Source organism: Leptospira yasudae (assembly GCF_003545925.1).
Classification (GTDB): domain Bacteria; phylum Spirochaetota; class Leptospiria; order Leptospirales; family Leptospiraceae; genus Leptospira; species Leptospira yasudae.
On sequence record NZ_QHCU01000006.1, the window covers coordinates 85,052 to 111,731 of the forward strand.

Below are 26,680 nucleotides of genomic sequence, written 5' to 3' on the forward strand. Positions count from 1 at the left end.
GACAGCTGGGCGTTGAACGATATCCATCCAAGAGTTACAATCGATTCAAAAAGAGATGGATAGAATCGAATGTTTCAAACGAATCGAATCGCGGCCTTGCTTTTATTCGTTGGATTGAGCGCCAACGCAGACGGCTCGGAAGCGAAAAGAAATGAGACCGCAGTCGTGATGGCATATAAGACGACAACGGACGGCTCTGCAAAGAAGTCCCTTTGCGGGAACGAAGCAATGATGCGAATCATACAACTCAACCGGAATGCGCGCGAATCAAACCCGGGCGTTCTGAAAAAGAACTGCGTCTTTTGTCATACCGATTCGGCAAAGACGTCGCTTTAAGTCGTAACTCGATTTTCTTTCTGCTTGGAAAGAAAAATGGTCAATCTCTGCAATTGATCCTTTGCGGTGGATTTGGATTCGGGCAATACCTTCGCATAAATATTCTTCAGGTGATTTCTCAAAGTTCCGTTGGAAACGTTCAAGATCAGCTGAATGAAGGTTCTGCTGTGTCCGGCTTCCAGCAATTCGCAGATCCGGATCTCTTGTTTGGAAAGTCCGAATCCTTCCAAATTGAATTCCTTGCGAGGAAGGATGGAATCCGTTTTGAAGGAATGAAATAATAGGAACGAAATAAAAGAACAAGCGCTAAAGGCCGCGATCGCGGTAACGTATAACTCGCGATAGGCGACCGACTTCAAAACGGGCCAGAACAACATCCCGATCGTGACTCCAACCGCGATGGAAATCAGAATGTTCGCAAGAATCCGCCAGAAACCGAAACCGGCCGCGTTGTAACGGTTTAAATAGACGGAAAGAGTCACGGAAAGAGCGGCGTCCGCAACGGGATGCAACGGAGGCAAGTTGATACCGTGCATCGGGAAAAGATTGGCAAAGAGAGCGAACCACCACAAAAGAAAAACGCTGATAAAAAATTTCCGTTCAAAGAAGACGTTCCATTGAACCGGACGCGCAAATAAATAAATACAAATGCACAAGGAAAGAAGATGAACTCCCACTCCCAAAGCGGCGCCGACCGGTGAAATCAACGGAGACAAACCGAAGGACAACAATTTAAACCCGCCGATAAAAAAGCGAGGCATCGACGAGGCTAAAAAATCAACGATGATTGCTGCGATCAACGTAGTCCACGTATAAGGATTCAAAATTTTTCGGCCCGTTGAAAAACTTGCCATTCCCACTAAGATGGGAGCGAGAATAAAAAAAGAATGACATTGAAAAATCCACCACGCGATCGAAACGTCTTCATTCGGAGAAAGACACATTGCGGCGGTACTAAAATTTTGAAACCCGATCGCCAAATAAAACGCGGTCATCAGTTTGTGAAAGGGATGATCCCTGCGTACGTTTTCGATTAAACAACTTACGTTGGCGATTGCCGCCATGATCGGGACTACGAAAAAAATTTCCAAGATTGTATCTGTTTTGAAACGGTAAAATGGGAAAAGAAAATCGAAACCGCTCTAGTAATAACTCAAATTGACGAGGTTCGGGCCATATTTCATTCCATTTTTCAAGGGGATTTTCAATTTTTTATTGATAGACGAATCCTTTAAACAAGGCGTTTCAATTTCTTTTTCTGGATGCTTACAAGATCTTACTTTGATCGATTTACGAATAGTCCTATCTATATTTCTATCGGTTTGGTACGGCCCTTGGGCAAGTTCCTCAAATTCCCATCGAAATTCCTACTAACGAATCTAAGACTATATTCCGTCTCCGATCTCTTTCGTTCTTTCGATTTCCCGTTTCAAACCGAACTAAAATACTTTAGCCGGATCCCAATGGATAAACTTATTTCGGATGGTAGAACGGCGTTCAAAGGAATAGGAATTCCGCGCCCCTACGAAGATTTCCCATAACGTTGTGGGAACTCAAACCAGCAAACCTACTCGGTAATCAGATCCGCTCACACGATGGTTTGGTTCAAAAATTAAAACACACATAACGTATTTTTAAAAAAAATAAGTCTAAAAACACTTTTTTCGAAACGGTTTCTCAAAATGATTGCCTCAAGTATAAAATGTAGAGCAATTATATGAATTATTTCTCACAGATCCCAAAGAAAAGCGTCTTATGGATCGCAATTCTCACCGTATCCCTACTGGTAAATCTATTCCTCCTTTCGCTTGAAGCATTGCAAACGCGTCCGAATGCCCCCAATAGGTGTGTCCAAGACGAGAAGCCCTTCGCCAAGAAAACCGAGCCTCAACAGGATCTTTCCTTCGCATCCACCGCAGAAATTCTCCCGCATCCACCTACATTTCTCGAAGGAAGAAAAATCCGTTTTGTAGCGTATTCGGTACAAACAATCCAAGGGAAAAAGTGGATTTTATTTAAGGAAATCAAAGGCAAATCGATTTCGAATCTCAAGGTCGATGCCGAGGCAGTGCGGTGGTTTTAAGGATCGTATTCTGCAAACGGCTCGCGATCGGGACTCTTATGTTGGCCGCAGCTTCTTTGTATTCGGAAACGGCAAAACCAACAAACATTGCAGGTTCTTCCTATCGCAGCGGAATTCTTTTATTAAACCGCGGAGCGGCGCTTCAGGGAGAAGTAAGCGAGTTTCAGGATTTTTATTTTATCCGAAGCGAGAAGATCGGCAAAAAAATTCCCAAAGATCAAGCTATCGACTTCGTGTCGGAAGAATATTATAAAAAGATAAAGGATTCGTCCGCGTTTCGAAGCGCAATGGAATCCCTGATTTTTTTCAACGCTTCCGCCGACAAACAGTGGAGGGGATTTCCCGAAGAAAACAAACCCACAAACGGAAAGTTCGAAGATTCATTCACTCTTTGGATCAAAATCGGTCTTCTACTTTTGACTGCGGCGGCATACGCGGACGCTGCGCAACAGAACAGTTCACTGAAAAATTCCTATTCCGGGTTTAACGACCGGGAAAAACGCGCCTTCCAAAATTCGTATCAACGTTATCAAATGATCGCCGGTCTTACGGTCGGATTTTTCACATTTACTGCGATCAAGGCTTATATTCGTTTTGGCAGAAACGAAAACTACAAGGACTTGCAAATTCCGGAAAGGGAATTGAGACCGATCTCCGAAGCGATCGACCCTAGATCACCTCTTTCCGGAATCACCAACATTCAATTTGGAATCACTCACAATTTTTGAAAGGACAAAAACAGCATGCACGCAAAAAATATTCTCAAATTTAAATATATCATTTTTATTATATTCTTATCCTCCGCTACAAACTGTATCAAATCGAACTCGGGGAAAGTGCCGCCTTTGTTCACCGCCAACGTAACCCCGTATACTCCGGAAAATCTCGGAATCCCTACGCCGCCCGCCGGCTCTCCTCTCGCCACCTTGCCCGCTATCTCCGACAACGAAAGAGCCGCAATCGAAGAATCTTTTCGAACGATGAATGAAAACGGACAACTCGATCAAAAATTCGTAAAAGAATCCTCTGCGGCTTCTAAAGAAGTATTATTCAACCGCGAACTCACCGACGCCGAACTGGAAGCGAAGGTGGACGCAGAACTCAAAGGACAATCCTACAACGTATCCGTCGCAAGCACCGAACAACAAGTCTTACAAAGAGAAAGCCTCGCCGCCGACGCATTTTACGGGAGAATCGAAGGCGATCTCAAAAACATGACCGTTCCTCAACTGATCAAGGTGCGGGAGAATTTCACGCTCAGTCTTGTAATGATTCGATTTATGATCGACTACGGCAATACTCCGAACGGAATTCCGATTTCAATTCTCAACATGAGTAGAACCAAGGCCGTGGCGATCCGACAAAAGGTAAATGAAGAGTTGATCAAGAGGGGAGTTACTTCGTTATGAAGAGGCTTTGTTTTGAGAGGATTTCTTTATTTCGTAAACTGATTTTGATTGGAATAGCTTGTTGCATCGGATCCAATTGCGACCTTTTGGAGAATGACAACAGTGTTGCCCAATATCACAGAGAATTTACTGCCTTTTATTCACTGTTTTTTATTGTTCCTGACCTAGACTTCAACCAATTCTGTCCGCCAACGGATCAGATCCCGATCTTGGAACCGGGAACTCATACACGTTTCATGCAAGCGGGGGATACGTATATTTTTGATAACAGAGCGAGATTGAATGCATTCAATCCCGGAAGCCTTTTCGAATACTTTACATTTATATTTCAAGAAAATCCTGGTCAAGAAGTACAACTAGTGAGCTTAGAATGTGGAGCAAGCTCATTTGAATATCAAGCAAGGCAAGATACAGGACTTCCTAATCAGCTAGAAAATGTTTATATTGGACTGAAAACACCTCCGTTCGGAGCAAATCGCTCTCGATTCTTTACTAAATTTAAAGGAATTTCTGGCTCTGGAACCATTACATTCACTACGCCGAGCGCGCAAGACCCTCCGCAATAATACTTTAAAACGAAAACTTAAAAAGGAAAAAGAATAATGAATTTATTACATACTGCTACAATAAAATCGAAAGGAATGATCATGTTAAAGAAAGCTTTAGTTTTGAGTATTTCCATTTTAGCAATTTGGAATTGCGAGAACCTCAAACAACCCGACTTTGATCGAGGAACCACCGCAGGCATCGACAATAATTTTTTACTCACCTACGGCTTTTTCTTCATTGTTCCCAACCTAGACTTCAATCAATTTTGTCCGCCCACGGATCAGATTCCGATCTTAGAACCGGGCACCCATACAAGGTTTATGCAAGCGGGAGATACTTATATCTTCGATAACAGGGCAAGATTAAATGGAACCTACACTGGGTTTTCTTCCGAATTTTTTACATTTACAATTCAAGAGGCCCCTGGCCAAGAAATTAGATTAGTAAGTCCTCTTTGTGGTCTCAGTCCAGACGATTATCGTGCTACGGGAGACTCTGGTGCATCAGGCCAATTAGAAAATATCTATATAAGTTTGAAAATTCCACCATTCCCTAAAACGAGATCGGGATTTTTTACTAAAATCAAAGCTATCTCAGGATCTGGGACAATCACATTTACAACTCCAGCATCGCAAGACCCTCCGAATGCTCATTAATATTAACAAGGATATAAAAATGATTCATAAGAGATTTACTAAAACGTTTTTCTTTATTTGTCTATTCTTACTTTCTACTTTTCCTATTTTTGCGGATAAGAACAACATTACATCCGTTCTTCCAGATTCAACGCACACAGTACAATACTTTATAGAGACCTCTAATTGCAACACTCAGTTTGACGATTCCAATCCAGAATCCTTTGAACCGAATAGAACTTTTCTAACTATGTATGGAGACAGCTTAGGTGATTTTGTAAATCAAGGCGGCTATGGTTATTTCGGTTGGGACAAATACTTAACCCTAATGAATTTTAGTGTGTCATGGAATGTGCAAAATTTGGCTGTAGGCGGATATACGACATACGACGTTTATACTTTGATTTCCGAATGCGCCAGGACCGCTCCAAGACGCTTCAACTTCAAAACAGCTCCCAACGTAGCCTTTGAAATCGGAGGGAACGATTTCTGGCACAATTCCATCATGCTGACCTTCATGCCTTGGAAATTCAGCGCCGTAGTCGGGAGAGTCGCCTTCAATACAAAGTCCATTCTCTACCAATTACGAAATCCGAGGCGAGATAAGAACGTATTGGTGATGGGAAATTTTCCGAATTTATCTTATAGCCCGACGTTAGGAAATACGAACAGCTATTTTACGCCGCTTGCAACGCATCCGGATGGATTGTTCTCATACAATATGAACAAACTGCACGAAGAACAGCAAAGGGCCATGTTGCAAGAAGTACAGGCGGCCGCAATCGCCGTACTTCCTTTCGGATGGCTCGGGTTGTTGTACATACCGATCGATATGAACGAACTTCACGGAGATTTCGTCCAAGCGATTATCGGAATCAAACAAGCGTATAACAATGCTTTAGCGACGATCCAAATTCAGACAGGAATCGAAGAATTAGGAATTCTGCGTATAAAAATTCAAAATACGGGGACTTCGCCCACGGGCCAAGATGATTGGTACTGGACTTGGCTGCACACAATCAAAAACAATATCAGCATGGTTACGAGTTTGGGAATGCTCTTTTCCCAAGGTCAGCTCGAACAAACCGTGGCGGAAGTAAACAGTAAATACGGTAAAGTTCATTTCCTCCCCATGTATCATCTCTTCCTTCGTCAGAGAGACTGTTTTGAGTTCGGTCAATGCTGGGTCGCCAATCCTTGGTTATACCAAGATCAAGTCGGCCATTTGAACTACATAGGTTACACCGTATGGGCGGGAGCCTTAGCCGCCAAAGTCACGGAACTCGGCTGGCACAACTCCCTGCAGAACGGCCCTCCGAAATACAACGGAGCAGTCTCCATTCCCGGCGACGATACTGTCGTAACCCCTTTACCGGAAGAACAAGCTCCTCAGCCGGTCCAAGTCGATCCGCTCCCCATCGACATCCTAATCCTGATCTGCCTATTCACCGGAAAATGCTGGTAGACCGTAAACTCCGCATTCTACCGTTCTGGCTTTTGGTTTGCACATTCCAGTTTGATTGTATTCAAGAAAGCGCATCCAACCCGAGTCTGCAACTCGCCCTGATCGAAGGGCAATTGCATGTAACTCCCAAGCCGGAGGTTCCTACGATCAAGGCTTGTCTTGTCAGTACGCAGATCGCAAGCGGCAAGATTACGACCTGTTACGAATTGGAAAAGGACCGATGCAATCTCGACTTTTTCAACAATATTAAAACGCAGACTACCTTGCAGAACCGAAGGGACGATCTTACCTTTATCAGCATCAACTTCTCCAATTGTGCGGCGGGAACTGCGCCCTTATTTCTAAAATATTCCAATTTGCAGCCACCGGCTTCGATGCTCTGGAAAGACTCGTTCGGATTCGACGGTGCAAATGTGGAATCCCAGTTTCAATTCACAAATCAGAAAAGCTGCAAGGAACTCGGATTGCAAACGGCTCCCTATATCGGCGGAGGCTTCAATCGATTGCTCAACTCGGAAGAAGTATCTCAACTCGACGGTCTCGAAGCGGAGCTATCGCTCATTCCCGCAACGACTCCGGCTTGTATGAACGACTTAAATTTTAATCCGAATCTGATCGCTCTTACACAAAACATAAAGAACGGATCTCTTCTGCGGGGTATCACATGCGCCCATCAAAACGGAAGCGGTTATCCGATTTGTCCTTGGAAACAATGATGTTCAAGAACGTATTTTCCTTCTCTTTGATTCTTTTCGCACTGATAGACTGTTCTGCCGGAACGGAGGATCAACCGATCTCCGAAAACTATGCGACGCTTTTGTTTTTAACGACGGCAACGCTGCCATGCGAGCCAAGTCCGTATTCGGCAAATTCTTGGAGTTTTACGGACGATCGAGAAGATGTCAAAGCCGGTTTTCTCAATGTTCCCGGACCGGGAGTGGGGCATCTCGATCTTCTTTCTGGGACGGTGCAAGACAACGCGACTAACGTCTCCTTCTCTCTCCATCTTGCGGTCATACCGGAGACTCTCGGAGTTAATGTAAACTTAGATCCGACGGAACCGGAGTATGAATGGACGTATCGTTTCCTTGGGGAGAATTCTTACAAAATCGGAATCGTTCATTACTCCAAAGGAACGGCGCAGAAAATGTTGTTTCGGAATCTGGATGTGATGGTTTGGCGCAATCTATCCTATGTCGGCGGTTGTGGCAACCTCGATGTTCAGGGAAATACCGCGCGATGGACCTGTGAAAAAAGCACGATTCCCCAACTGATGGACCTCTCCCGAACAAGAAGCGTCTCCGTCCAAACCGTTACCCAAAGCAATGGAATCCGCTATTCCGATTGCCGCTAAAATATCCCAAATTCCAAAAACCTTTTCTTTTTCGAGAATTTTCCCTAATCCTCCTTGATTTTTCAGCCCTCTCCCATTTTCTAGCAGAATACAACCTCCAGTACGGCCGTTTTTGGGGTTTTCTTTCCAAATTTTCAAACAAATTGGACTGAAAGTGCGGGTTATCCCGTCTACTGATGAGGAATTTATTGAAATCGAGACAGTAGCGCCATGAGAGAAATTATCAAGCTCGTTTGTCAGGAACCAGGCTGTTCCAAAGGAAGAAGCACCTACCTTCTTACTAAGAACAAAAAAGCCAAAACTGAAAAATTGGTTACTAAAAAGTTCTGCAAATTTTGTAGAAAACACACCGAATACAAGGAAACTAAGGTCTAAGATTTCCAGGTAACAGGATGACTGCAAAAAAACCGGCACCGGCATACGACAAAAAAGCTCTTCAAGAAATTTCAGAGCTTCTCCTCGAGAGAAAAAACGCTCTCTTGGAAAAGTATGCCCACTGGGAAGACAACAGCAGACCGTCCGGCCTGAAAGAAATGGGCGATATCGCCGATATCGCCTCGGAAATCAACGAAGAGACCTTAAGCTCGGTTCTTTCCGAAGCGGAAATCGAAACGATCCGCGAAATTGATGTCGCTTTAGAAAAAATCGAAGACGGCACATACGGAATCTGCGAAGGAACCGGTAAAAAAATTCCGATCGCACGTTTGAAAGCGATCCCATGGACTCGTTACACCGTGGAATTTGCGGAAACTCTTTCTAAAGGAAAGGGATTCTCCCGCAAAAGCAACGCTGGAAGTCTTACCGGCGCTTACAAAATCCCATCCGACATGGATTCGATGGACGACTGAGTTCGTTCTTGGATTCGATTCTTTAATTTCAACCTTTCATTTTATCTTCCTTAAGGAATTATCCACCTTCTTATAAGAAGAAGTTCAACGGTTCGAAAGACGTGTTCAAACGCGTTTTTCGATTGAAATCTGAATCTTTTTACAAAATCCTCTTTATTCGTGCCCGGATTATTCAATAAGCTCAGACCCCTTCGAACTCCCACGTTTTTCGGACTCATTCTTTGTGCCTTTGCCTCTTATCTTTTGTTCCGCAGCTTTCTTTTTGTAAGAGCTACGGAAGGAGAGGGAATCGCAGCGATCGGAATGATCCAATTTCTGTTCGGATTCATTCCCAATCTCTATCATCGCAAACCGGGAAGAATGTTCACGATGGCCGGAGCACTCGTATTGCCCGGAATCCTCTACGATTCGACGGTGGTTTGGAGTTCTTTGAGCGGGTTGTTTGCCGGTGCGATCTTCGGAATTTTTCTAAGACAATATATTTCCACGTTTCACTCCCAAACGGTAAACGAAGAAGACCCCATCTTCCGTTTTTTTTACATCAACCGTCCTTATAAATCCGCTCTGCCGTTTTATCAGAATCCGAAAACGGGAATTCTTCTTTTTTTGGGTTTGCTTTTGCTCGAGCGCTTTTTCGTTTATTTCAACGCTCCTCCGTTCAAGGGTTTCGGAATTCTGGATACGGTTTATCTTCCCGGAATCAGTTCGAGATACGCGTTCGGACTCAGCTTGGATTTTATCGGTTCCTGGATGCTCGCGATCCTCTACTTTTTAGCGGAAGAAGCGTCCTCTCACGAAAGCGATTCTCCCGTTAAGTATTGGAGACAGGGTCTTTTTGCGGGAGTATTTTTGAATATTCTACTATTCTTAATTCAGGGTTTGACCAAACATTCCGTGATTCCGTTTACTCCGGTGTGGAACGGCGCGCATGCGGTCGCGGGTTTTCTGGTCGATACCGGTTCCTTGGGCTGGTTGTTTCCTCTCTTGATCGCGTATTTCTTCCATTATCTTCATTCCAAAGGCTGGAGAATTCCCACAAAGATCGTTTTGAGTCTGGGTTTGATTCTCCCGTACGTGATTTTAGGAACCCATTTCAGCGCGGGTTCGTGGATTCTACTTTCCATTCTTTGCATATACTCGTATTCGATTTCATACTTTCCGAAAATCCGTAACCGCTGGTGGAAATGGTCTTACGTTCCCGTTTGTGTGATCGTTTTTATAGCGTTCGTCGTGTTGATCGTTTGGATGGGTTCCTTTCCGTGGGCCTACGAACCCTGGCAGGAATTTCATCAGGCTTGGATCAAGGGTTATCGCGGACCGGCGGGAAGTATGACTCGGTTTTTAGAACTCTATTGGGGAGAAGGTTGGATCCAAACCAGATCCGCTTGGAACTGGGCCAAACAATCCGTCTGGATCGGAAACGGAGCGGGAAGTTTCGCGTTGAACTGGATCGATTCCCGATCCACAAACCCGGTTCCTGCGGGAGGAATCCGAGAACTCGCATTGAACTCTTTCGTCTTTTTGTTCCACGACGGAGGAATTCTGTTCACCGTCGTATTCTTCGCTTGGGTCGGTTTGGAAATCGCGCTCCGCAATCACTGGAAAATCGTTCTTCTTCTTTTGCCGATCGTCTTCCTATTTATGCCCTGGACCGGAACGGGAGGAGTCGCCGCATTTTTCGTTCTGTGGATCATCACTTCCTCCAATCAACCGGCGAGACAATTGCACAAAGCGATCGGGGGAGGATTTAACCTTTTCTCGCTTCTCGCCGGAACCTTCGTGCTTTTTTACGCGTTAGTCGGAATTGCTCCGAATCTGCGCGGTCCCGAGTTCCGTTATGCGGAATTGAAATCGTATCAGTTGATGGCAAAGCGGGCCAATCTCGTTCAAAACGGAATTCGTTATCACGAATTTTCTTCCGGAGCCACCTGGGTTTTGGCGAGCCGAGCGCCGATCAACTTGCGCGCCTTCGTTCCCGCGGACAAAAAACTTTCCAAAGAGGACAAGGTTTACGTTCGTTGGGCGTTTCTCGGACCGGATTGGATCGAGATTCAATCCAAAACCCTTCCGTTGTTTTCGAGCGCAAGCGCGGTCGGACTCGCGGTTCCGGATCGAGCTAAGTATTTGAGAGCGGAAGTTCTTTCCGGTTCCTTTTTCGGAACCGGCGTGGAAGAGTTCGGGGTTTTTGCGGAAGACTTTGACGGCTTAAACCGAGTGCGCTGATCCCGGATGCGCGATCTGATGAATCAGGTTTTGCAGTTGTTGTTTGGCTCGAACCGAAAATCTCCAGATCAATAATTTCCAAGGCGGTTTTACGAAGATAAAGACGGCTCCGGGTTCGAACTCGGGATCGTCTTCGCGCACGTTCAACCAAACCGGAATCGCAAGAATATTAGGAAATTCTTTTCCTGCGACGTAGAACGTCACGTAAACTCGGTCTCCGATTTTCAAGGTCTTTTCGATCGGAGAATAAAATCCCTTTCCCGAAAGAGAATACGCCAAAGAATGATATTCCCGTTCTTCCTGAACGATGGATACGGCGATAAACAAAGGAATCCGTAATACTCTTTCCCGGAAGAATTTGGGATTGAGAATTCCTCGGAACAACGTCAACACACAAAGCCAAATCGGATAAATCAAAAACAAACCGATGAATTCCGAAGTCCGAATTCCTCCGAGCAATACGGGAATTCGTTCCGGAAACATTCGATAAATCGAATACAATACGGTCGGCACTACGATCAAAAAAACCGAAACCGCGATTTTCCCGCGGGAAAGATTTCGGAACAACGGAATCGGCGCGGTTTTCGAAATCTGATTCTGACTCGAACGCATCCAGGAATCGTATCGGGTAAATTTGGAAACCACCGTATAATCGTCCCGAAACAACCCGATGGATTGAAGCACTTCGATCGGAATCATGTTCTGGGAAACCGTAAGTAGATATTCCAAAATCAAAAATCCGGCCGCGAGAATGAACGGCAACAAGGTCACATAGTTTCCGTCTATGAGAAGAATATAATTGAACGTTCCGTGGAGCAGAAAACATCCGGCGAACGCATAAAACAAAATCAGAAAATTAAACGAAGAAGGGCGGGAATGATAGTATTGCATCACCGCATATCCGTATATTCCACCGGTAAACGTATGGATCGGAAGAGAAGTGACCGCGCGCAAGAACAAAGGCCAAAACTCTAGGATCGGGGCATAGAGAAGATTCTCCACAAGTCCGAAAGAAGCGCCTAACGTAAGTCCGAAATAAATCCCGTCCGAAGCGTTATACAAAGATTTCAATCCCTTGAAATACCAAAGGATCACGATGAGCTTCGGAACTTCTTCCAGTAAGGAAGATCCTTGAAAGGCCCGGTCGAAATAGGAATTCTCATCCAGATGAGTTTGAATGAACAACTCGGGGAAAATCGCAAGTCCGACCGTTAGAACTCCGGAAAAGATCGCGGATAAATCGAAACTGACTCGGTTCGGATGATAGTAGGTATTGCGGTAGAAAAACCAATAAAATCCGGCGGCGGAAACCGCCGTGCCGAATTTTACAAGGGCGAGGAAGAATTCTTCGAATCCTAAGAAAAGGAACATATTCCCTTTTAATATCGGAATATGCCCCCTCTCATTTGATCGATCAGGCTTGGGAAAGCGTCCTTCTTTTCAAAAGATACGCAGCCGTGGCGCCCGCAGCCATCAGAAGAACCGCGACCAAAATCGCGTTCTTTTTCACGGAGAGTAAAAGAAATCCCATCAGACCGGAATCGTCCGGAACCGGGAATACCTTCGCTTCGTTCGTGATATGTTTATACCATTCTTTATAAGAGGTTCCGTTGGAAGCCACCCAAAGATTGAATTCCTTGTAACCGGATTGGGATTCCTTGCGGATGTCAAAACCTTCGTACGGATACTTCCAAACTCCGGGAACGAGGATCGCCCAAGGGAAGCGGTTGGAATCCAAATACTTATCCGTTCCATCCGCGTTCTTATACAATCCCGGGAAGTGAATATCCTTTCCGGTGTTCGCTACCTTGATGAAGATATCGTACGGATAGTTTCCGAGTTTGGTTTTTTTCACGGGAGAATCGAATTCGATTTCAATCGTAGCGATATGACCCGGTTTAAAAACGCCTCCCGGATTTACGTTCGGATTGGAAGTGGTCTTATTCGATTCTTCGTGAATCTGAAGTCCGGCCGTCAAGTCCGCAGCGGATACGGTTTTCGTGTTGGAAGCCGTGATTTCTTTTCCGTCTTCCCGCACAACTTTTCTCGTAAATTTTGCGCCCGTGCCTACCACGAGTTTGATAAAGAAAGTGTGTTTGTATCCGGCGCCTCTTGCAACGTGTTGATACGTTCCTCTGAGTCGAATCACGTCGCCCGCCGCATTCAAGTCGACTTCGTTATGCATCTGGATCACGTAGTCGTTTAAGTCTGCGTCTCCCGCGCTTGGATACAAGTCTTCAAACGCAACGGTGCTGACTCCTTCCGCCGGTGTGCGGATCATAGAAGCGCGAGTCGGATCTTGAGGATACGCGTCCAAGGAATCGGGAATTCCGTCCTTGTCCGTATCGGCAGGCGGTGCGGTCACGACCGGAAGAAGAACTTCGTATTTGATCTCGCGATTGATTCCGATGACGTTGATGAGATTGATGATGTTGGAGATAGATTCTCCGTTTGCGGTGATCTCGAGAGTGATCTGACCTACGGAAGTTTCCACCGTGATCGTTCCGGAAACTTTTCCGGCGCTGTCGGAAATTCCTTGGAACAGGATATTCCCCATGTTGTCGGAAACGATTACCGTCGCGCCCGATACGGGCTTGGATTGTTTATCGGTTACGATCAGATTCAAAGGAATGGTTTGAACCGTGTTGTAGTTAAACGGAGGAGTTCCTACTTGATCGTTCACTGTGATCACACCGGTTACGTCCGGAGCGGAGGAACCGCCGGAAGAAGAACCACTGCCCGCATTCGGATCGGTTCCCGGTTGAGAAGAATTGTTGGAGCCGCTTCCGGAATTGGAAGAAGAACTTCCGCCGTTAGAAGAAGATCCGCCGGATGCAACGTTGTCTCCGGAACCGGAATTAGAAGAAGAGCCCGAACCCGAGTCGGAATTTCCACCGGAGCTGGAACCTCCACCGCTTACCGCGCCGCCATCGCCGGAGGATGAGCCTGTTCCAGAGGAAGAACCACCCGATGCGGAAGAACCGGAATCTCCCGTCGAAGAAGAACTCCCCGAGTTAGAACCGCTTCCGGAAGAAACGGATGAATCTCCGCTGCTGGAACCGGAACCGCTATTGCCGGAGCCGCTTCCCGCGTTTGCATTGGAAGAAGAACCGGAATTTGATCCGGAAGAACCGCTGTCGGAACTGTTCCCCGACGAAGCGGAAGAAGGAGTGCTCGTTGTGTTGGTAGGATAAACTACCGTGTTATTTCCCGTGGTATTATCCACGATGACGACCGTCCCACCGTTGGAAGCGGACGCAGTTTCGGTGGTGACTCCCGATTGTCCGTTTGCCGGAGTAGAACTACTGGTATCTTGATTGAGCAAGGCTAAGAGCGGCCAAAGCGCGCCTTTTTTCTTGCCGTTGCAACCGATCGCAATGCTTACCGCAAGCAGTATGAATAGAATCTTCTTCATGATCCCTATATCCCTTTTTTTAGTTAGAATAAAAGACGAAGAGTACTACATATTAAATACTATTGGGGTAGGAATTATAGAAGATTTTTTCGGTATCACCAATGACTTTTCCGATCGGAAAAGTCATTTTTTGTTAATTTATGTCTTTTTAATATGGCTTGCGCGCGATATGAAGGACCGCGTTCCCGAATACGAAATTGCGGTAACGCACTTCCTGAAACCCGGCTTTTTCCAGAATGGATTTGAGAGTTTCCTGATCGGGATAAGAAAGGGAAGAAACCGGAAGATAATCGAACATCTCGTTTTTTCCTCCCCAAAGAATATAACCCATGATCGGAACGATTCGGAAGAAGTAGAAGTCGGCCGCCCAGCGGATCAGAGGATTTTTTACCTTTCCCACATCCAAGTTGAGGAACAAACCGCCCGGTTTTAATACACGGAGAATTTCACCGATCGCTTTGGGGAGATTGTCCACGTTACGCAAACCGAATCCGATCGAAACCGCGTCGAACTGAGCGTTCTTGAAATTCTTGAGCTGCGTCGCGTCGCCGACTTCGAAACGAACGCGACCTTGTTCGCCTTGTTTTTGCAAACGGGTCTTTGCGATTTCGAGCATGTTCTCCGAAAAATCCACGCAAGTCACATGATCGATCGAGGGAGAATTCTCCAATCGAACGCTGATATCCCCGGTTCCGCAGCAGAGATCCATAACGCGAAGATGAGCGGGAAGATTTTTTTCGACCTCGTTCACCAGACGATTCTTCCAAACTCGATGAAGAAGAAAGCTGTTCCAGTCGTTGAAGCGATCGTATTTTTCGGCGATCTTGTTGAAATTCTCCCGAACAAAACCGGCCTTGCAATCGACTTGAGGCATTTGAAATTCGGACATAGGGCTATTGAAACGATCTCAAAATGGGACTGTCTGGCAAGAACAGTTTTTCTTCCTTCCGAATAATCGAAAGAAACGTTGGATCCTATTTTGCGATGACTTTGTTTTTACGAACGATCCGAGCGCATTTAAGTTGCAAGCGCGACTCAAGATTAGAATGACAAACGGACGTGAAAGGATATTCTGCTCCTATCTTCGGGGGTTCTATTCGTGGAGGCGTTGTTTGCAAAAGGAGGATGGGTATCGATTCTCATCCTGATCGTAAGCTTTATCAATCTCGGACTTTTTATCCGAGTCAGAACCTTTCTTCCCGTTCTCAAACGAAAACTTTTATTCCGTCTGCAAGGCAACGATCACGACGGAAACAACGACCGCCAAAACGCGGACTTAAAATTGATCCTTGAAGATCCCGATGAATTTTTTACGCGGGAATTTTTCGTTCCCGAATCGATGATCGCCTGGATCCGCAACCTAGCGGGGATCGCGACCATGCTCGGACTGCTCGGAACCGTGATCGGAATTTCGGTCGCGTTCGAAGAGATGAAAAACGCGGGAACCGTCAGCCTTGAAATTTTTTCCGAAGGAATCCGGCTCGCACTCAACACTACGATCGAAGGACTTTGTGTCGCGATCCCTTCCGTATTAGGGTTTCAATATCTCAAAACCATTCTTCATAAAACGGAGATCGAACTCAAATCCGCCGTGGACAACGGCGTATCGAATCCAATCCGAGCGACCGAATGAAAAAACCGAACGCAAAACGAAGAAGTCTTCTGGAAGGAGACGATTCTCCGCTCGATATGACGAGCATGCTGGACGTGGTTTTTATTCTTTTGATTTTTGCGATGGTCGCGATGAGTTTTCAAAAGGAAGTTCATTCTTTGCCGGTCGCTCTTCCGAAGGCGGAAACGAAGTCGGGAGCGGACGGAACCAAAAAAGAAGTATTCTTGTTAAAGGACGGAAAACTCCAATACGGAACCGCAACGTTCGGAGAAGAGGAATGGAAGCGCGTCGTTTCCAAAGGCGAGTTTCAAAACGAAGTCGTCTGGATCTACGGAGACGAAACGGTCGGCTACGGGAAGTTCGTGTTCGTTTTGAACAGTTTAAAGAATTCTAATTTAAAAGAATTGCATTTAGCCGTTAAAAAGGACTGATCAGGACTGAAGTTTGGGGTTTTCCTTATGACGATCCTTGTCCCGTTCGGTGTTCTTTTTCAAAGTGGCGCGCAATGCGTCTTCGAGGGAAATGCCCATCTGATTGGCGAGACAGATCAAAACGAAAAGGATGTCGCCCATCTCTTTCGAGATACCGTTCGGATCTTCCCCTTTTTTAAAGGATTGATCTCCGTACGTTCTTGCCACGAGCCTGGAAAATTCTCCCACTTCTTCCATTAGAATCGCGAGGTTGGTGAGTTCCGAAAAATAACGAACGCCGAAGTTTTTGATCCATTCGTCCACAACGGCTTGCGCCTGATTCAGGGAAAGATCAGGCTCGCTCATCTTTGTGCATCCAATCGATCTACCAAAATCTCCGTCGGCTCCGGATAACAACCCCCGCTCAAATGATGCGGATCGATGTATTTCTGACAAGTAACCTGCGCGCGGAAGTCGTTCATATCCAGAGGGAATACATTCTTAAATTCTAATACTTCTTTGCGGATCGCTTCCCAAGCGGGGTAAAATTCCGCGGACTTCACTCTGGTCTCGAGTCCGGTGTACAAAAGAGGGGACCACAACACGACCTTGATTCCGTTCTTTTCCGCGGTCCTCAAGAACTGAAAGAGAAAGTTTTTCTGAACCGGAGAAATCTTGATATAACGATAGATGTCGTTGTAATATTTCGCGGATTCCTCTTCGAGCTTTTCGGGAGGGGTGTTCGCAAGAAGGACGTTCGGAATTCCTCCATTAAACTTATCCGATTCCGTCATGAGTACGTTTCGAATCGCAAGCATCATCTCTTTGGAACCCGGGTCTTTGATTCTTTGCATCGCTTCCTTAAAACGGGGAGGGAAGACAGTCGTTCTAAAAACCCTCGATCGCAAAAACGTATCCCAATCGTTTGTGGAGAACTCGTCCGCGTGTCTTAAAAAATACGGAAGATCGTATGAATAACGCAGCGGATAACGATTGCAGAAGTCCGTCATCGAATCGGGATAAAATTCCAAAATCGCGTAATCGGGTTTAATCCCCGCGGAAAGAATCTTTTCGAGATTGTAGTTGTGATACGAAAACGGAGCCGACGGCGCGGAGAAATTGTAAACGATCAGATCCTTTCTTTTTTTTCGGATCGTATCCAGGGAGAATTCTCCCATGTGAGACGTTCCGAAAAAGATCATCGTTTTTTGATCCGATGCGGCGTTTGATTTTTCCTTTACCAATGCGGCAAGGACGCGGTCTTTCATTTCATAAAAGTAATATTCGGCGCCTGCTTCCGTGTACGGACGAATCCACTCGGAAGATAAAAGTCGATCCAAGGAAAACGCGAAAATAAAAAATGCAAGAGGCACCCAGAGGAGCTTTTTGCGGAATAAAGGAATCAAGTCGGTTTGTTTTCGGTCGTTCATGATTCCCCTTAGAATTGAAAGTAGATAAAATCCTGACCCTTTCCGGCGTAATTGGAAAGAAGCAAAACCAACAAAATTAGAAAAACGGAAATTACGATTTTTTGATGTTTGAAATAGAATCGAGGAGCCTTTTCGAAATACTCCAGCGTATGAAGCAGAAAACCGCCGATTAAAAACGGCGCGACGAGATTCGTCTTTAAAACCTGCTTTGTCGGCTCGGAAACCCAGACAAGACCGTGATGAAAGATATGCCAACAATCGGCCAAACTTTGAGAGCGGAAAAAGATCGCACCGATTACGAAAATCGAATATACGAACGAAGCTCGAATCGCAAACCAGAGGAATCCTTTTTCGGGAAGTTTCGGAATTCCAAAACGATCCATCAATCGATCGATCACGAGGCAAAGTCCGTGCCAAAAACCCCAGATCACATAAGTCCAACTCGCCCCGTGCCAAAAACCGCCTAACGTGAATGTGGTGATGAGGTTGAGATAAATTCTAGGCTCCGAAGTTCTAGAACCTCCGAGTGGAATGTAGATATAATCCCGAAGCCAAGTCGCAAGCGTAACGTGCCATCTTCTCCAGAGGTCTTGAATGCTCTGACTGAAAAAAGGCGCGCGAAAGTTTACCGGTATGTTGAATCCCATCAGAAACGCGCAACCGCGCGCGATGTCCGTATAACCGCTGAAGTCGCAATAAACCTGCCAAGTAAATCCCTGCACCGCGAGAAACAAAGAATAATCGTCGTATTCGGAAGGATTGCGGAACACCGGATCCACCAAAGAGGAGATGTTATCCGCAACCAGAATCTTCTTCGCGATCCCCAATCCCAAAAGATACAAACCGGCGTAGATGTACGAAGGTTTGATTCTTACCTTATCCAGAATCGGAAAAAAGTCCTGATGTCTCATGATCGGACCCGCGACCAACTGAGGGAAGAAGAGAATGAACAAGGTAAACCGGAAAAAACCGCAGTTTTCCGTGATCTTTCCGCGGTAGACGTCGACTACGAACGCGATGATCTGAAACGTATAAAAGCTGATCGCTAAGGGAAGAATGATCTGAAACCCGAAGGCCTTTTGATCCAGGAATCCCCAACCGGTCCAAGCGTAAAAGTTATCCGTAAAAAAGTAGAAGTATTTAAAGATTCCGAGATTGATCAAATCCAGTATAATTACGGCTCTCAAAACTCCGAGGCTTTTTTTCTTAAACAGACTGGAGATTGCAAGATAGTTAATATAAAGAATCGCTAATAGATGGAATAGAAACGGAACGCTCCAGGTCGCATAAAAAACCAAGGAAGCGATCACGATCACCCATTCTCTGTATTTTCTTCCGTCGTAAGCCCAGTAAAAAACGTAAACACAGAGAAAGAAAAGAAGAAAGAGAGTGGATGTAAAAATCATTTCTTATCCTTTTCCAAAATCCCTTTCAGATCTTTTGCAAACGCATTGGTAAGTTTCTGCATCCCGATCGAGTTCAGGTGGATCAGATCGTAGTAGTAATCCCCGTTTTCCGGTCCGTCCAAAAGATCCTGATAATCGAGTAAAGGCACGGGGTTTTCCGGATGAATTCTTGCAAGTTCTCGCTTCCACACTTCGTTGCGCTCCGGAAGTCTCCACTGCTGAATCAATTGACTGTACGGCGCTACGACTCCGATAATTTGGATGTCTTGTCCGTTTTCTCTGCCGATTCTACGGATCTCGTCGTGCAGAATCTTGAGCCGATCGAAGTATTGTCTTGTCACTTCGTCCTCGATCGCGTTCGACAACGGATTGCTCGAGATGACGCAAGTATCAAAGATCGCCTTTTTGTGAAAACGATCCGAACCTTCTGGGATCGGCTGACCGTTTGCGGGATCGGTTTTCGCGACGCAATCGGGCACGTCCTTGATCGGATACATGCTGATCTTTTCTTTGTAAGAATTCTCGTAGTCCCAAGGATCGGAATTCTCCAGTTTGAAACGTTTACCTATGTCCTTGATTCTCTTGGAAGGACTCAAAATCAGATCCTGAATATCTCTTCTGTAAGCGATCGACTTGAGAGTGATATAAGCAAGGTCGTCCACATTTACGTCGTAACCGAAACTATAAATTCTCGGATAAACTTCCGCACGATCGAACTCGGAGATCATCGCCAGAGTATGCAAGTTAAGAATTTTTTGACCGACCCAAGGAGTCGTGATCTCGAATACGTGAACGACGGTTTTTACTTTCTTAAAATGCGGAAGGGTTTTCAGAACGGCGAGATCCTGAACGATCAACTCCGTTCCCGGAATCGCGATGGATTGGATCTTTTTTCCAAGAGAAGCAAGCTCCTTATTTAAGATCGGAAGAGACAAACCCTGATATGCGACCGATGTTCCGACAACGAGAACGTCCGGATCGAACGTATTCTGTTTTTCCAAAACGTGATTCGTGATTCTGGAAACGTTGGCCGCGTAGGAATTCTTTTTTAAGAAAGGTCGATAACAGCCGAACTGCATTCCGGTTTCCAAAAAAACGAGAATCAGAACCGGAATCCAGAACTTCGAATCTTTGATAAATGCGATATATTCTTTCATAAAAGACGTTAATCCTAAAACGCAAAGTAGAGGAAGCTCTGACTTTCCGTGATTCCGAAAATCAAAAGCATGAATACGTTCGCTAAAAAGAATAAAACGAACTTCCAACGGCTCTGAACGACTTTTTCTATATTATTCTTATTGAATAGATAAGAAGCGACAAAACAAACCAGAAGCAGTATTCCGTACATGTAGTTTCCATATCCCTTGACTCCGACAAAACCGTCTGGGCCGATAAAGAGAAGGGACTTCATCATCGGAATGGCTTTTTCCATCGATTCGGCGCGGAACATGATAAATCCGAACGATAGGCAAAACATCGTAAAGACGCGCGCCCAGATGTCGTATACGATTCCGCCTTTTTCGTTGAGATAAGCGGCGAGTTTCGTTTTCGCGTATTCTCTATTTGCAAGAATCATAATACCTTGCCAGAGTCCCCAGCCGATAAAGTGATACGCGGCCCCGTGCCAAACTCCGGCAAAGAACCAAGTGATGAAAATATTTCTGTAGATCAGAAAGTTCGTTCCCCTAGAGCCGCCGAGAGGAATGAAGATATAATCCCGAATCCAAGTAGAAAAGGAGATATGCCAACGGGACCAATGGTCAGTGATATTTCTCGCCACCATCGGAAAGTTGAAGTTCGGATCGAACTTATAACCGAACAAACGGGCGACACCGATCGCGATGTCCGTATAACCCGCAAAGTCGAAATAGATCTGCCAACCGAACGCGAGCGCCCCGGTCCAAATCTCGATCGGATTCAGAGTCGCATAATTCGCAAAGGTAGAATCCACGACCTTGGCGAGATTGTCCGCAAACACGATCTTTCTCGTAAAACCGATCAGAATCTGACAAAACGCGATTTGGATGTCTTCCTTCGTAACCGAAAGGGGAACTTCCAAGTCGCGAAAGAAGGTTTGCGCCCGAACGATCGGACCCGCGACCAATTGAGGAAAAAAGGAAACATACAATGCGAAATCCAAAAAGGATTTTCTCGCTTCGATCTGACCGCGGTAAACGTCGATCGTATAACTCAACGATTGAAACGTATAAAACGAAATTCCCACCGGAAGAATAATATCATAATACGCGAATTTAAAACCGGCGACCGGAGTCAGGTCGTTCACGACGCCTAACAAGAAGTTGGTGTATTTGAAATACGCGAGAAGTCCGAGGTTCGTAACGAGCGATAAAATGAGCCAGAGTTTTCTTTTTTTGGAACCCGGAGCGGCCGCTTCGATTTTTAACGAAGCGTAGAAGTCGATGACGATCGAATAGAGCAAAAGAACGATGAATTCTTTTCTCCAAGACATGTAAAAATAAAAGCTCGCACCCAAAAGAAAGATTCTTTGGATCTTACCCTTGAGCAAATGATTGATGATGAGTACGATCGGGAAAAAAAATAAAAAGTGAAGCGAGTTAAAGAGCATGTTTCGACTTATAGGCTGTTTTTAAAGACCTGAAGAGCAGTTTTTCAAACTAGAATATCCTTACAACTTCAATTTAGGGCTTTGGAGATTTGGAATCTGTGGCAAAAATCCCTATTTTTTCGGATTCGGGAGGATATACTTTTTCGGGAAGAATCGCATCCAGTTTGAATTCGATTCCTTCGATATAACTAACGGATTTTTTCGCGGAACGAGGATACGTGGAAAAAGAAAAATTCACGAGAAACAAAAGCAAACACCATGCGAAAAGAAGCGAATGATAAAACGCTCGTGTTCCGAATGCGAACGTTCTCCATTCCAAAGACTTCAAAGTCAAACCGGCGAGCAAAATCAAACCGATCGAAGTCCCCACCCAGAACTCGAAAAAATAACCTTCCCACCAAGTATAAAAAACGATCGAAGGAACCAGCCAAAACGAAAGTAAAACGACTTCGATACGGAATCGTTTCCATACGTTTCGCAAGTTCAAAAAAAACAACGAAACGATCGAAACCCAAAACAGAAGATTGAGATTGTAAGGAAGCGACTCTCTCTGTTCCCAAGACTGCGGCCTGATCCGAAGACCGTTTTTGACGCCTTCGAAATTCAAAAACGCGTCTCCGATCCCGCGGTAAAAATTCATCACGTAGTTTTTTGCTTCGGGAGAATTTCCCCATTTGTCCTTGGTCGCATACAAAAAGAGCCAGTTCGCGAAGTTTCGTTCACTGTCCAAGGGCGCGCTGAGATTTCGGTTTAATAAAATAAATCCAACGTAGAGATACGAAAGCGTGAGAATTCCCACGAGAAGAAAGCAATACGCGAAGATAAACCGAAGCTTCCAAGAAAACCGAAATTCCTTTCCCTTCCAGGTTGGAGAGAATAGGATCGAGATCGGAACCAAGGGCAAAAAGAGAATATCGGATTGATGAAAGTAGACTCCGAAAAGCTGGATCGCAAAAAGAGAACCGAGCGTAACGGGTGAATGGCCCTTTTTCGCAAAGTAAACGCAAAACAAATAGAGCAGCGCGGTCAAACAGGAATGGATGAGCGGCGTATCGTTGTGTTGCGCATAAAACCAAAATCCCTGCGAAACATGGACCGCCAAACCCAACACAATCGCGCCTAACGTGTCCGAATAAAGTTTTCGATACATCCAGATAAAACAGAACAAAAACAAAAGAGCCGAAACCAGAATTCGGAGACGAAGGCCGAACATCACCGAATCTTTTCCGAAAATTTCTCTCCAAAGTTTAAGATACAAATATCCCGTACTTTCAAAACCGAGATGATGCGGATTGTAGAAAATTCTCCAAGTAAGATCGGAATTGATATTGTACGCGTAAACGATCGCGTCCCAATCGTAATGCCTGGAAAGAAAACGGAGATCGAATAAAAAGACGGCAAAGATCAATAGGATCAGAAATCCGAAAAAGATTCTATTTTGAAGAAACTGCGATCTCATTTGGATTTGTGTCGTTTCTGGTTCGTCATTTTTTTGATTTTCGATTTTTCATTTGCGGTTCGCGATCCGATTTTCTTTCGTCAACTTTGATTCTTCAGTTGTTCCGACAAACTTTCGGCTCGAAAAAGCTTGCTATGAAATCGCAACCATGCAATCAGCGCGAAAATCCGCGTAGCAAAACAGGCTTCCCTCGGAACACGGTCAAAACCACATCTTCTCACCGATGCGAACAACAAAAACGAAATCTTGAGAAAACCGAAAACATTCTATAATTCTAATATTGAAACAAGCCGTGGATCAGATTGGAGTTCGGTCCTCGAAAAAAAAACGGAGAATGCAATCCGTTTTCCGAGGCGATTCCTTCCGACCGAAGATCGGGCGTTACGATGAGGATTCTTTCCAAACCCAAAAGTCTCCTTAAGAAACCCGTTTTATGAACGAGCTGGATTCCGTTCTGTTTTAGATTCCATTGAAATACGTTCTTACCGAAAAGTCCTCTGGTTTCGAGAAACAAGGTTTCGCCTTTGAGAGAAACGAACGTAAAACAGGTTCTGCCGATAAAACGAACCCAATCGATTACGAACGCAAGACCGATATAACCGAAGGTCAGATAACCGACCGCGAGATACAATCGTTTGTCCTGCAGAATCGGGAGATTCAACACCTTGGGAATCAGTAGAAAATCCGTGAACTTCTGCAGATACAACGCGGACAATTCTCCCGCAAGAAAACAACCGTATAACACCGCAAAGACGATCAAAGTCACGAGGATCGGAGGGATCGGATTGATCCGTAAACGAATCGCCGCGCCCGAAGCGATCTCGTCGGCGTTCAAGGATTCCCATCCGCCATAGAGTTTCTTTTCTGTTTGTTTCATAGGATTAATGATGCAGTTCCTTTCTGTGTTTCCAAAGATCGATCAGACCGTCTTCGATCTTTTTCGCGGTTTTGTCCCAAGTCCACTGAGAAGCGTCCCAAACCGACGGTCTTTGGTTTTTTTTTCTTTGCAATTCCGCAAGCGCGGAAACCCAAGAATCGACGTTCAACGGCTCCGCGAAAAGATCCGTTCCTCGTTCCAAAATTTCATGAAAGACGGGGATGTCCGAAGCGACGCAAATTTTTCCTTCCCGCAACGCTTCCAACAAAGGAAGTCCGAAACCTTCGTGGATCGAAGGAAAAAGAAAGGCGGAACATTTTTGATAGAGCCAAGCCAACACTTCGTCCGCGGGATTCTCCACGAAAAAGATTCCTTCCGATTCCAAGGTTCCTTCTTTGAGAAGTTGCGTCAGACCTTCCGACTTCCAACCCAAACGTCCGGCGATCACAAGAGGAAAGGGATACGAAACATTTTGCCGTTTCAATTTCCGATACGCTTCGATGAGAGTTCCGAGATTCTTACGCGGCTCCAAGGTTCCGATTGTAAATAAGAAATTTCCGGGAAGTTCGCGCAGAGGTTCTCGAACCGAAGGAAAGGATTCCACTCCGGGATAAACGACCTTCAATTTCGGATCCAAGTCCGCGCGGAACTTCAAGATGTCCTGTCTCGTATTTTCGGAAAGACAGAACACAAGATCGGCCCGGTTCAACGTCTTCGGAGAAAGAATTCTATGCTGCCAAAAGTTGGCGGTCGTCATCGTTTCCGGTGCGGAACGAAAATTGAGATCGTGATAGTTCACCGCAGTCAAAGCGTTCCCGCAAGAAAGAGGAAGAAGCTGCAACGTTCCCCAGAAAAGGTCGAGTCGATCCTTTTTGATCCGCTTCGGAATCGTCCAGTTGAGCCAAGCGACGCCCGGAAGTTTTCCGGTCATAAAAAAACGGGAATTCACGTTCGAAAGAATATCGTAAAATACCGTATGAATCGGTTTGTTCGAATAGAGATAGTATTCGAGAGGGGATTCGCTCGTGATCAATCTTCGCAACACTTCCGCGAGATATCTCGAGTTCCCCGTGATTCCGTACGCGAGAGGGCGGACGTCGACTCCGACCCTAGGTTTGTATTTGAGTTCGTTGGTTCGAATCGGCGACATTGGTTTCCGGCCGGCCTAGGTTTAATTCTTGGAAGCGGTTTCCGGCTTTACCGCTGCCAAAAGAAGAACGTATTGAAAGATCGCGAAATACAAAAGATAAGAAGCCATCATCAGCTTTTCTTCCGTTCCGCCTCCGATAACGGAGCGGTTGCACAGAAGAATCAGGATGGAACCCGCCAAAAATGCGAAAATCACTTTATCATTTTTGAATAGAAGGACTATAGAGTCGACCGTCTTTTTCCCGAACGAACCGGAAGACTTGTTCCAAGCGGGCAAAATCACATTCTCCACAAACGTCCAAGTCCGATCCAAAAGCAGAGCGGAAGGGACCAAAAGAAAAACGAACGCGTGTACCCAGGAGATTCCGCTGAAGATCACGGAAAAAACGAACAGACATCCCAGGGTAAATTCCGCATTTCGCTTAACAAAAACGCGGACAAAAAACGGAATCACGATCAATAAGGAAAGAATATAATAAATTCCTTTTACGGCGGTTTCGCTGAGTTCCCGGATCGGATATCCGAGCTGCGATTGATTCAGGACGTCCGCGTAATTCAGAAAATACTTCGCGAGAGTCGCGTTCAAACTCTGATTGTTCTTCCAAGCGCGGAACAAAGGGGACTTGAGATAGTTGTCCAAGATCAACTGCTTCCAAGTCAAAGTCATCTCGATCGTAAACGAAGGGGCGTAGACGCAGGGCAGAAAGATCCAGAAGAGCGAAAAGACAAACGTATAAACTACGGCCCCGTATCTTCTTTGCATCAAAAAGAAAAGAACGAACGCGCCCGGAGTCAGCTTGATCACGATCGCAAGAGAAAGTAAAAGTCCCGACAACCAATCCCTGCTCGTATGTACGGACGCGAGAATCAGAAAGATCAACAGAAAACCGACTTGATTGTTGTTCTGATGATTCTCCAGAAAACGAAGATTCAACAAACATAAAACGACGAAAAAGATCAGATTCCATTTTCGGTTTAAACGAATCGAAAGAATATACAACGAACCCAAAAGCGCGGCGAAGTTCAGCGTCATAAAAATCGCGGCTGCAACCTCGTACGGGAAAAAAGAAATCGGAATGAGAAGGAATGCGAACGTGGGAGGATAGATGTACGAACCCAGACCTTCCATCATATCCTTGAGTTGCAGAAACACCTTCGGAGTGAACGCCTCTTCGATTTTAATTTCACCCGATTGAAGCTTCGCGAGAATCTCGTCGATCTGTTCGAGATTGTATAAATTGTTTCCTTGGGTAAAACGGACGGATGCGTTATAATAATCCCGGAAATCCGAACGATTCCCCGATTTAGAAATTCCGTTTAAAAAAAGAAGGGAGAAGAATAAAACCGTTCCCGCAAGAATCCAGGTTTTTCGATCTCTCAATTGCATTCTGAAACACTTTTCAACGGCACTGGAAAAGCCAACTAAAAAAGGA

26 protein-coding genes are annotated in these 26,680 nt (G+C 45.3%); 13 read left to right on the forward strand and 13 right to left on the reverse strand.

The annotated features are described in order from the left end of the window. Window positions 1-69: 69 nt before the first annotated feature. A complete protein-coding gene (locus tag DLM76_RS16740; RefSeq protein ID WP_118965894.1) occupies window positions 70-336 on the forward strand; it encodes a hypothetical protein in 267 nt (88 codons plus the stop codon). Here the strand turns inward: DLM76_RS16740 and DLM76_RS16745 are convergent. Next, window positions 333-1,427: a helix-turn-helix transcriptional regulator gene (locus tag DLM76_RS16745; RefSeq protein ID WP_118957133.1), complete on the reverse strand. Its 1,095-nt coding sequence runs from the start codon at window positions 1,425-1,427 to the stop codon at window positions 333-335. The genes DLM76_RS16740 and DLM76_RS16745 overlap by 4 nt on opposite strands. 1,030 nt (window positions 1,428-2,457) lie before the next feature. Here DLM76_RS16745 and DLM76_RS16755 point away from each other — a divergent pair. From DLM76_RS16755 to DLM76_RS16800, 10 genes are all read left to right on the forward strand, one after another. Beyond that, window positions 2,458-3,147 carry a hypothetical protein gene (locus DLM76_RS16755; protein WP_118966082.1) on the forward strand — a complete coding sequence of 230 codons (690 nt, stop codon included), beginning with the start codon at window positions 2,458-2,460 and terminating at the stop codon, window positions 3,145-3,147. Window positions 3,148-3,162: 15 nt separating this feature from the next. Continuing rightward, window positions 3,163-3,828: a hypothetical protein gene (locus tag DLM76_RS16760; protein ID WP_118965895.1), complete on the forward strand. Its 666-nt coding sequence runs from the start codon at window positions 3,163-3,165 to the stop codon at window positions 3,826-3,828. Further along, window positions 3,825-4,394: an LIC_10705 family lipoprotein gene (locus DLM76_RS16765; RefSeq protein ID WP_118965896.1), complete on the forward strand. Its 570-nt coding sequence runs from the start codon at window positions 3,825-3,827 to the stop codon at window positions 4,392-4,394. The genes DLM76_RS16760 and DLM76_RS16765 overlap by 4 nt, the downstream gene beginning before the upstream one ends. Before the next feature lie 81 nt (window positions 4,395-4,475). After that, window positions 4,476-5,033 (forward strand): LIC_10705 family lipoprotein, encoded by a 558-nt coding sequence (locus DLM76_RS16770; protein WP_429946433.1) that lies wholly within the window; start codon window positions 4,476-4,478, stop codon window positions 5,031-5,033. A gap of 19 nt (window positions 5,034-5,052) precedes the next feature. Next, complete coding sequence (locus tag DLM76_RS16775) at window positions 5,053-6,477, forward strand: LIC10707 family hydrolase (protein ID WP_118966083.1); 1,425 nt, start codon at window positions 5,053-5,055, stop codon at window positions 6,475-6,477. After that, window positions 6,468-7,193, forward strand: a complete 726-nt coding sequence (locus tag DLM76_RS16780) for an LA_1694 family PerA/PerB upregulated protein (protein WP_118957129.1) — start codon at window positions 6,468-6,470, stop codon at window positions 7,191-7,193. The genes DLM76_RS16775 and DLM76_RS16780 overlap by 10 nt, the downstream gene beginning before the upstream one ends. Beyond that, on the forward strand, window positions 7,190-7,831 hold the full coding sequence (locus DLM76_RS16785; RefSeq protein ID WP_118965898.1) for a hypothetical protein: 642 nt from the start codon (window positions 7,190-7,192) through the stop codon (window positions 7,829-7,831). Before DLM76_RS16780 ends, DLM76_RS16785 begins: the two co-directional genes overlap by 4 nt. A gap of 210 nt (window positions 7,832-8,041) precedes the next feature. After that, entirely contained in the window at window positions 8,042-8,206 is a 165-nt protein-coding gene (gene rpmG / locus DLM76_RS16790; RefSeq protein WP_002998847.1) for a 50S ribosomal protein L33, read from the forward strand. A gap of 17 nt (window positions 8,207-8,223) precedes the next feature. Further along, window positions 8,224-8,679, forward strand: a complete 456-nt coding sequence (locus DLM76_RS16795; protein WP_118957127.1) for a TraR/DksA family transcriptional regulator — start codon at window positions 8,224-8,226, stop codon at window positions 8,677-8,679. Window positions 8,680-8,838: 159 nt separating this feature from the next. Beyond that, complete coding sequence (locus DLM76_RS16800; RefSeq protein ID WP_118965899.1) at window positions 8,839-10,902, forward strand: O-antigen ligase family protein; 2,064 nt, start codon at window positions 8,839-8,841, stop codon at window positions 10,900-10,902. Here DLM76_RS16800 and DLM76_RS16805 read toward each other — a convergent pair. The 3 genes from DLM76_RS16805 to DLM76_RS16815 form a co-directional block, all read right to left on the reverse strand. Further along, a complete protein-coding gene (locus tag DLM76_RS16805; protein ID WP_118965900.1) occupies window positions 10,885-12,273 on the reverse strand; it encodes a PrsW family glutamic-type intramembrane protease in 1,389 nt (462 codons plus the stop codon). The genes DLM76_RS16800 and DLM76_RS16805 overlap by 18 nt on opposite strands. A 43-nt stretch (window positions 12,274-12,316) precedes the next feature. Beyond that, window positions 12,317-14,317 carry an LruC domain-containing protein gene (locus tag DLM76_RS16810; protein ID WP_118965901.1) on the reverse strand — a complete coding sequence of 667 codons (2,001 nt, stop codon included), beginning with the start codon at window positions 14,315-14,317 and terminating at the stop codon, window positions 12,317-12,319. 148 nt (window positions 14,318-14,465) lie between these two features. Next, complete coding sequence (locus DLM76_RS16815; protein ID WP_118965902.1) at window positions 14,466-15,206, reverse strand: ubiquinone/menaquinone biosynthesis methyltransferase; 741 nt, start codon at window positions 15,204-15,206, stop codon at window positions 14,466-14,468. Between the two features lie 210 nt (window positions 15,207-15,416). Between DLM76_RS16815 and DLM76_RS16820 the strand changes: the two genes are divergently transcribed. Together DLM76_RS16820 and DLM76_RS16825 are read left to right on the forward strand one after the other, a co-directional pair. Next, window positions 15,417-15,950, forward strand: a complete 534-nt coding sequence (locus DLM76_RS16820; RefSeq protein WP_118957123.1) for a MotA/TolQ/ExbB proton channel family protein — start codon at window positions 15,417-15,419, stop codon at window positions 15,948-15,950. Beyond that, window positions 15,947-16,360 carry an ExbD/TolR family protein gene (locus DLM76_RS16825; protein WP_118957122.1) on the forward strand — a complete coding sequence of 138 codons (414 nt, stop codon included), beginning with the start codon at window positions 15,947-15,949 and terminating at the stop codon, window positions 16,358-16,360. Before DLM76_RS16820 ends, DLM76_RS16825 begins: the two co-directional genes overlap by 4 nt. On the opposite strand, the gene DLM76_RS16830 is transcribed toward DLM76_RS16825, so the two are convergent. The 9 genes from DLM76_RS16830 to DLM76_RS16870 all read right to left on the reverse strand — a co-directional run bounded on the left by DLM76_RS16830 (window position 16,361) and on the right by DLM76_RS16870 (window position 26,634). Further along, entirely contained in the window at window positions 16,361-16,705 is a 345-nt protein-coding gene (locus tag DLM76_RS16830; RefSeq protein WP_118965903.1) for a nucleotide pyrophosphohydrolase, read from the reverse strand. After that, window positions 16,702-17,769, reverse strand: a complete 1,068-nt coding sequence (locus DLM76_RS16835) for a DUF1574 domain-containing protein (protein ID WP_118965904.1) — start codon at window positions 17,767-17,769, stop codon at window positions 16,702-16,704. The genes DLM76_RS16830 and DLM76_RS16835 overlap by 4 nt, the downstream gene beginning before the upstream one ends. An 8-nt stretch (window positions 17,770-17,777) precedes the next feature. Next, window positions 17,778-19,175 carry an MBOAT family O-acyltransferase gene (locus DLM76_RS16840; protein ID WP_118965905.1) on the reverse strand — a complete coding sequence of 466 codons (1,398 nt, stop codon included), beginning with the start codon at window positions 19,173-19,175 and terminating at the stop codon, window positions 17,778-17,780. After that, on the reverse strand, window positions 19,172-20,332 hold the full coding sequence (locus tag DLM76_RS16845; protein ID WP_118965906.1) for an SGNH/GDSL hydrolase family protein: 1,161 nt from the start codon (window positions 20,330-20,332) through the stop codon (window positions 19,172-19,174). The genes DLM76_RS16840 and DLM76_RS16845 overlap by 4 nt, the downstream gene beginning before the upstream one ends. Window positions 20,333-20,346: 14 nt before the next feature. Next, window positions 20,347-21,762: an MBOAT family O-acyltransferase gene (locus DLM76_RS16850; protein ID WP_118965907.1), complete on the reverse strand. Its 1,416-nt coding sequence runs from the start codon at window positions 21,760-21,762 to the stop codon at window positions 20,347-20,349. A 73-nt stretch (window positions 21,763-21,835) separates the two neighbouring features. Then, window positions 21,836-23,221 (reverse strand): hypothetical protein, encoded by a 1,386-nt coding sequence (locus DLM76_RS16855; protein ID WP_118957116.1) that lies wholly within the window; start codon window positions 23,219-23,221, stop codon window positions 21,836-21,838. Between the two features lie 274 nt (window positions 23,222-23,495). Beyond that, window positions 23,496-24,098: an LIC20162 family protein gene (locus DLM76_RS16860; RefSeq protein ID WP_118965908.1), complete on the reverse strand. Its 603-nt coding sequence runs from the start codon at window positions 24,096-24,098 to the stop codon at window positions 23,496-23,498. A 4-nt stretch (window positions 24,099-24,102) separates the two neighbouring features. Beyond that, the gene (locus DLM76_RS16865; RefSeq protein WP_118965909.1) at window positions 24,103-25,248 is read right to left on the reverse strand and encodes a glycosyltransferase family 4 protein; all 1,146 of its coding nucleotides are present in this window, start codon (window positions 25,246-25,248) and stop codon (window positions 24,103-24,105) included. 21 nt (window positions 25,249-25,269) lie between these two features. Further along, a complete protein-coding gene (locus tag DLM76_RS16870; RefSeq protein WP_118966084.1) occupies window positions 25,270-26,634 on the reverse strand; it encodes a glycosyltransferase family 87 protein in 1,365 nt (454 codons plus the stop codon). Window positions 26,635-26,680: the final 46 nt, after the last annotated feature.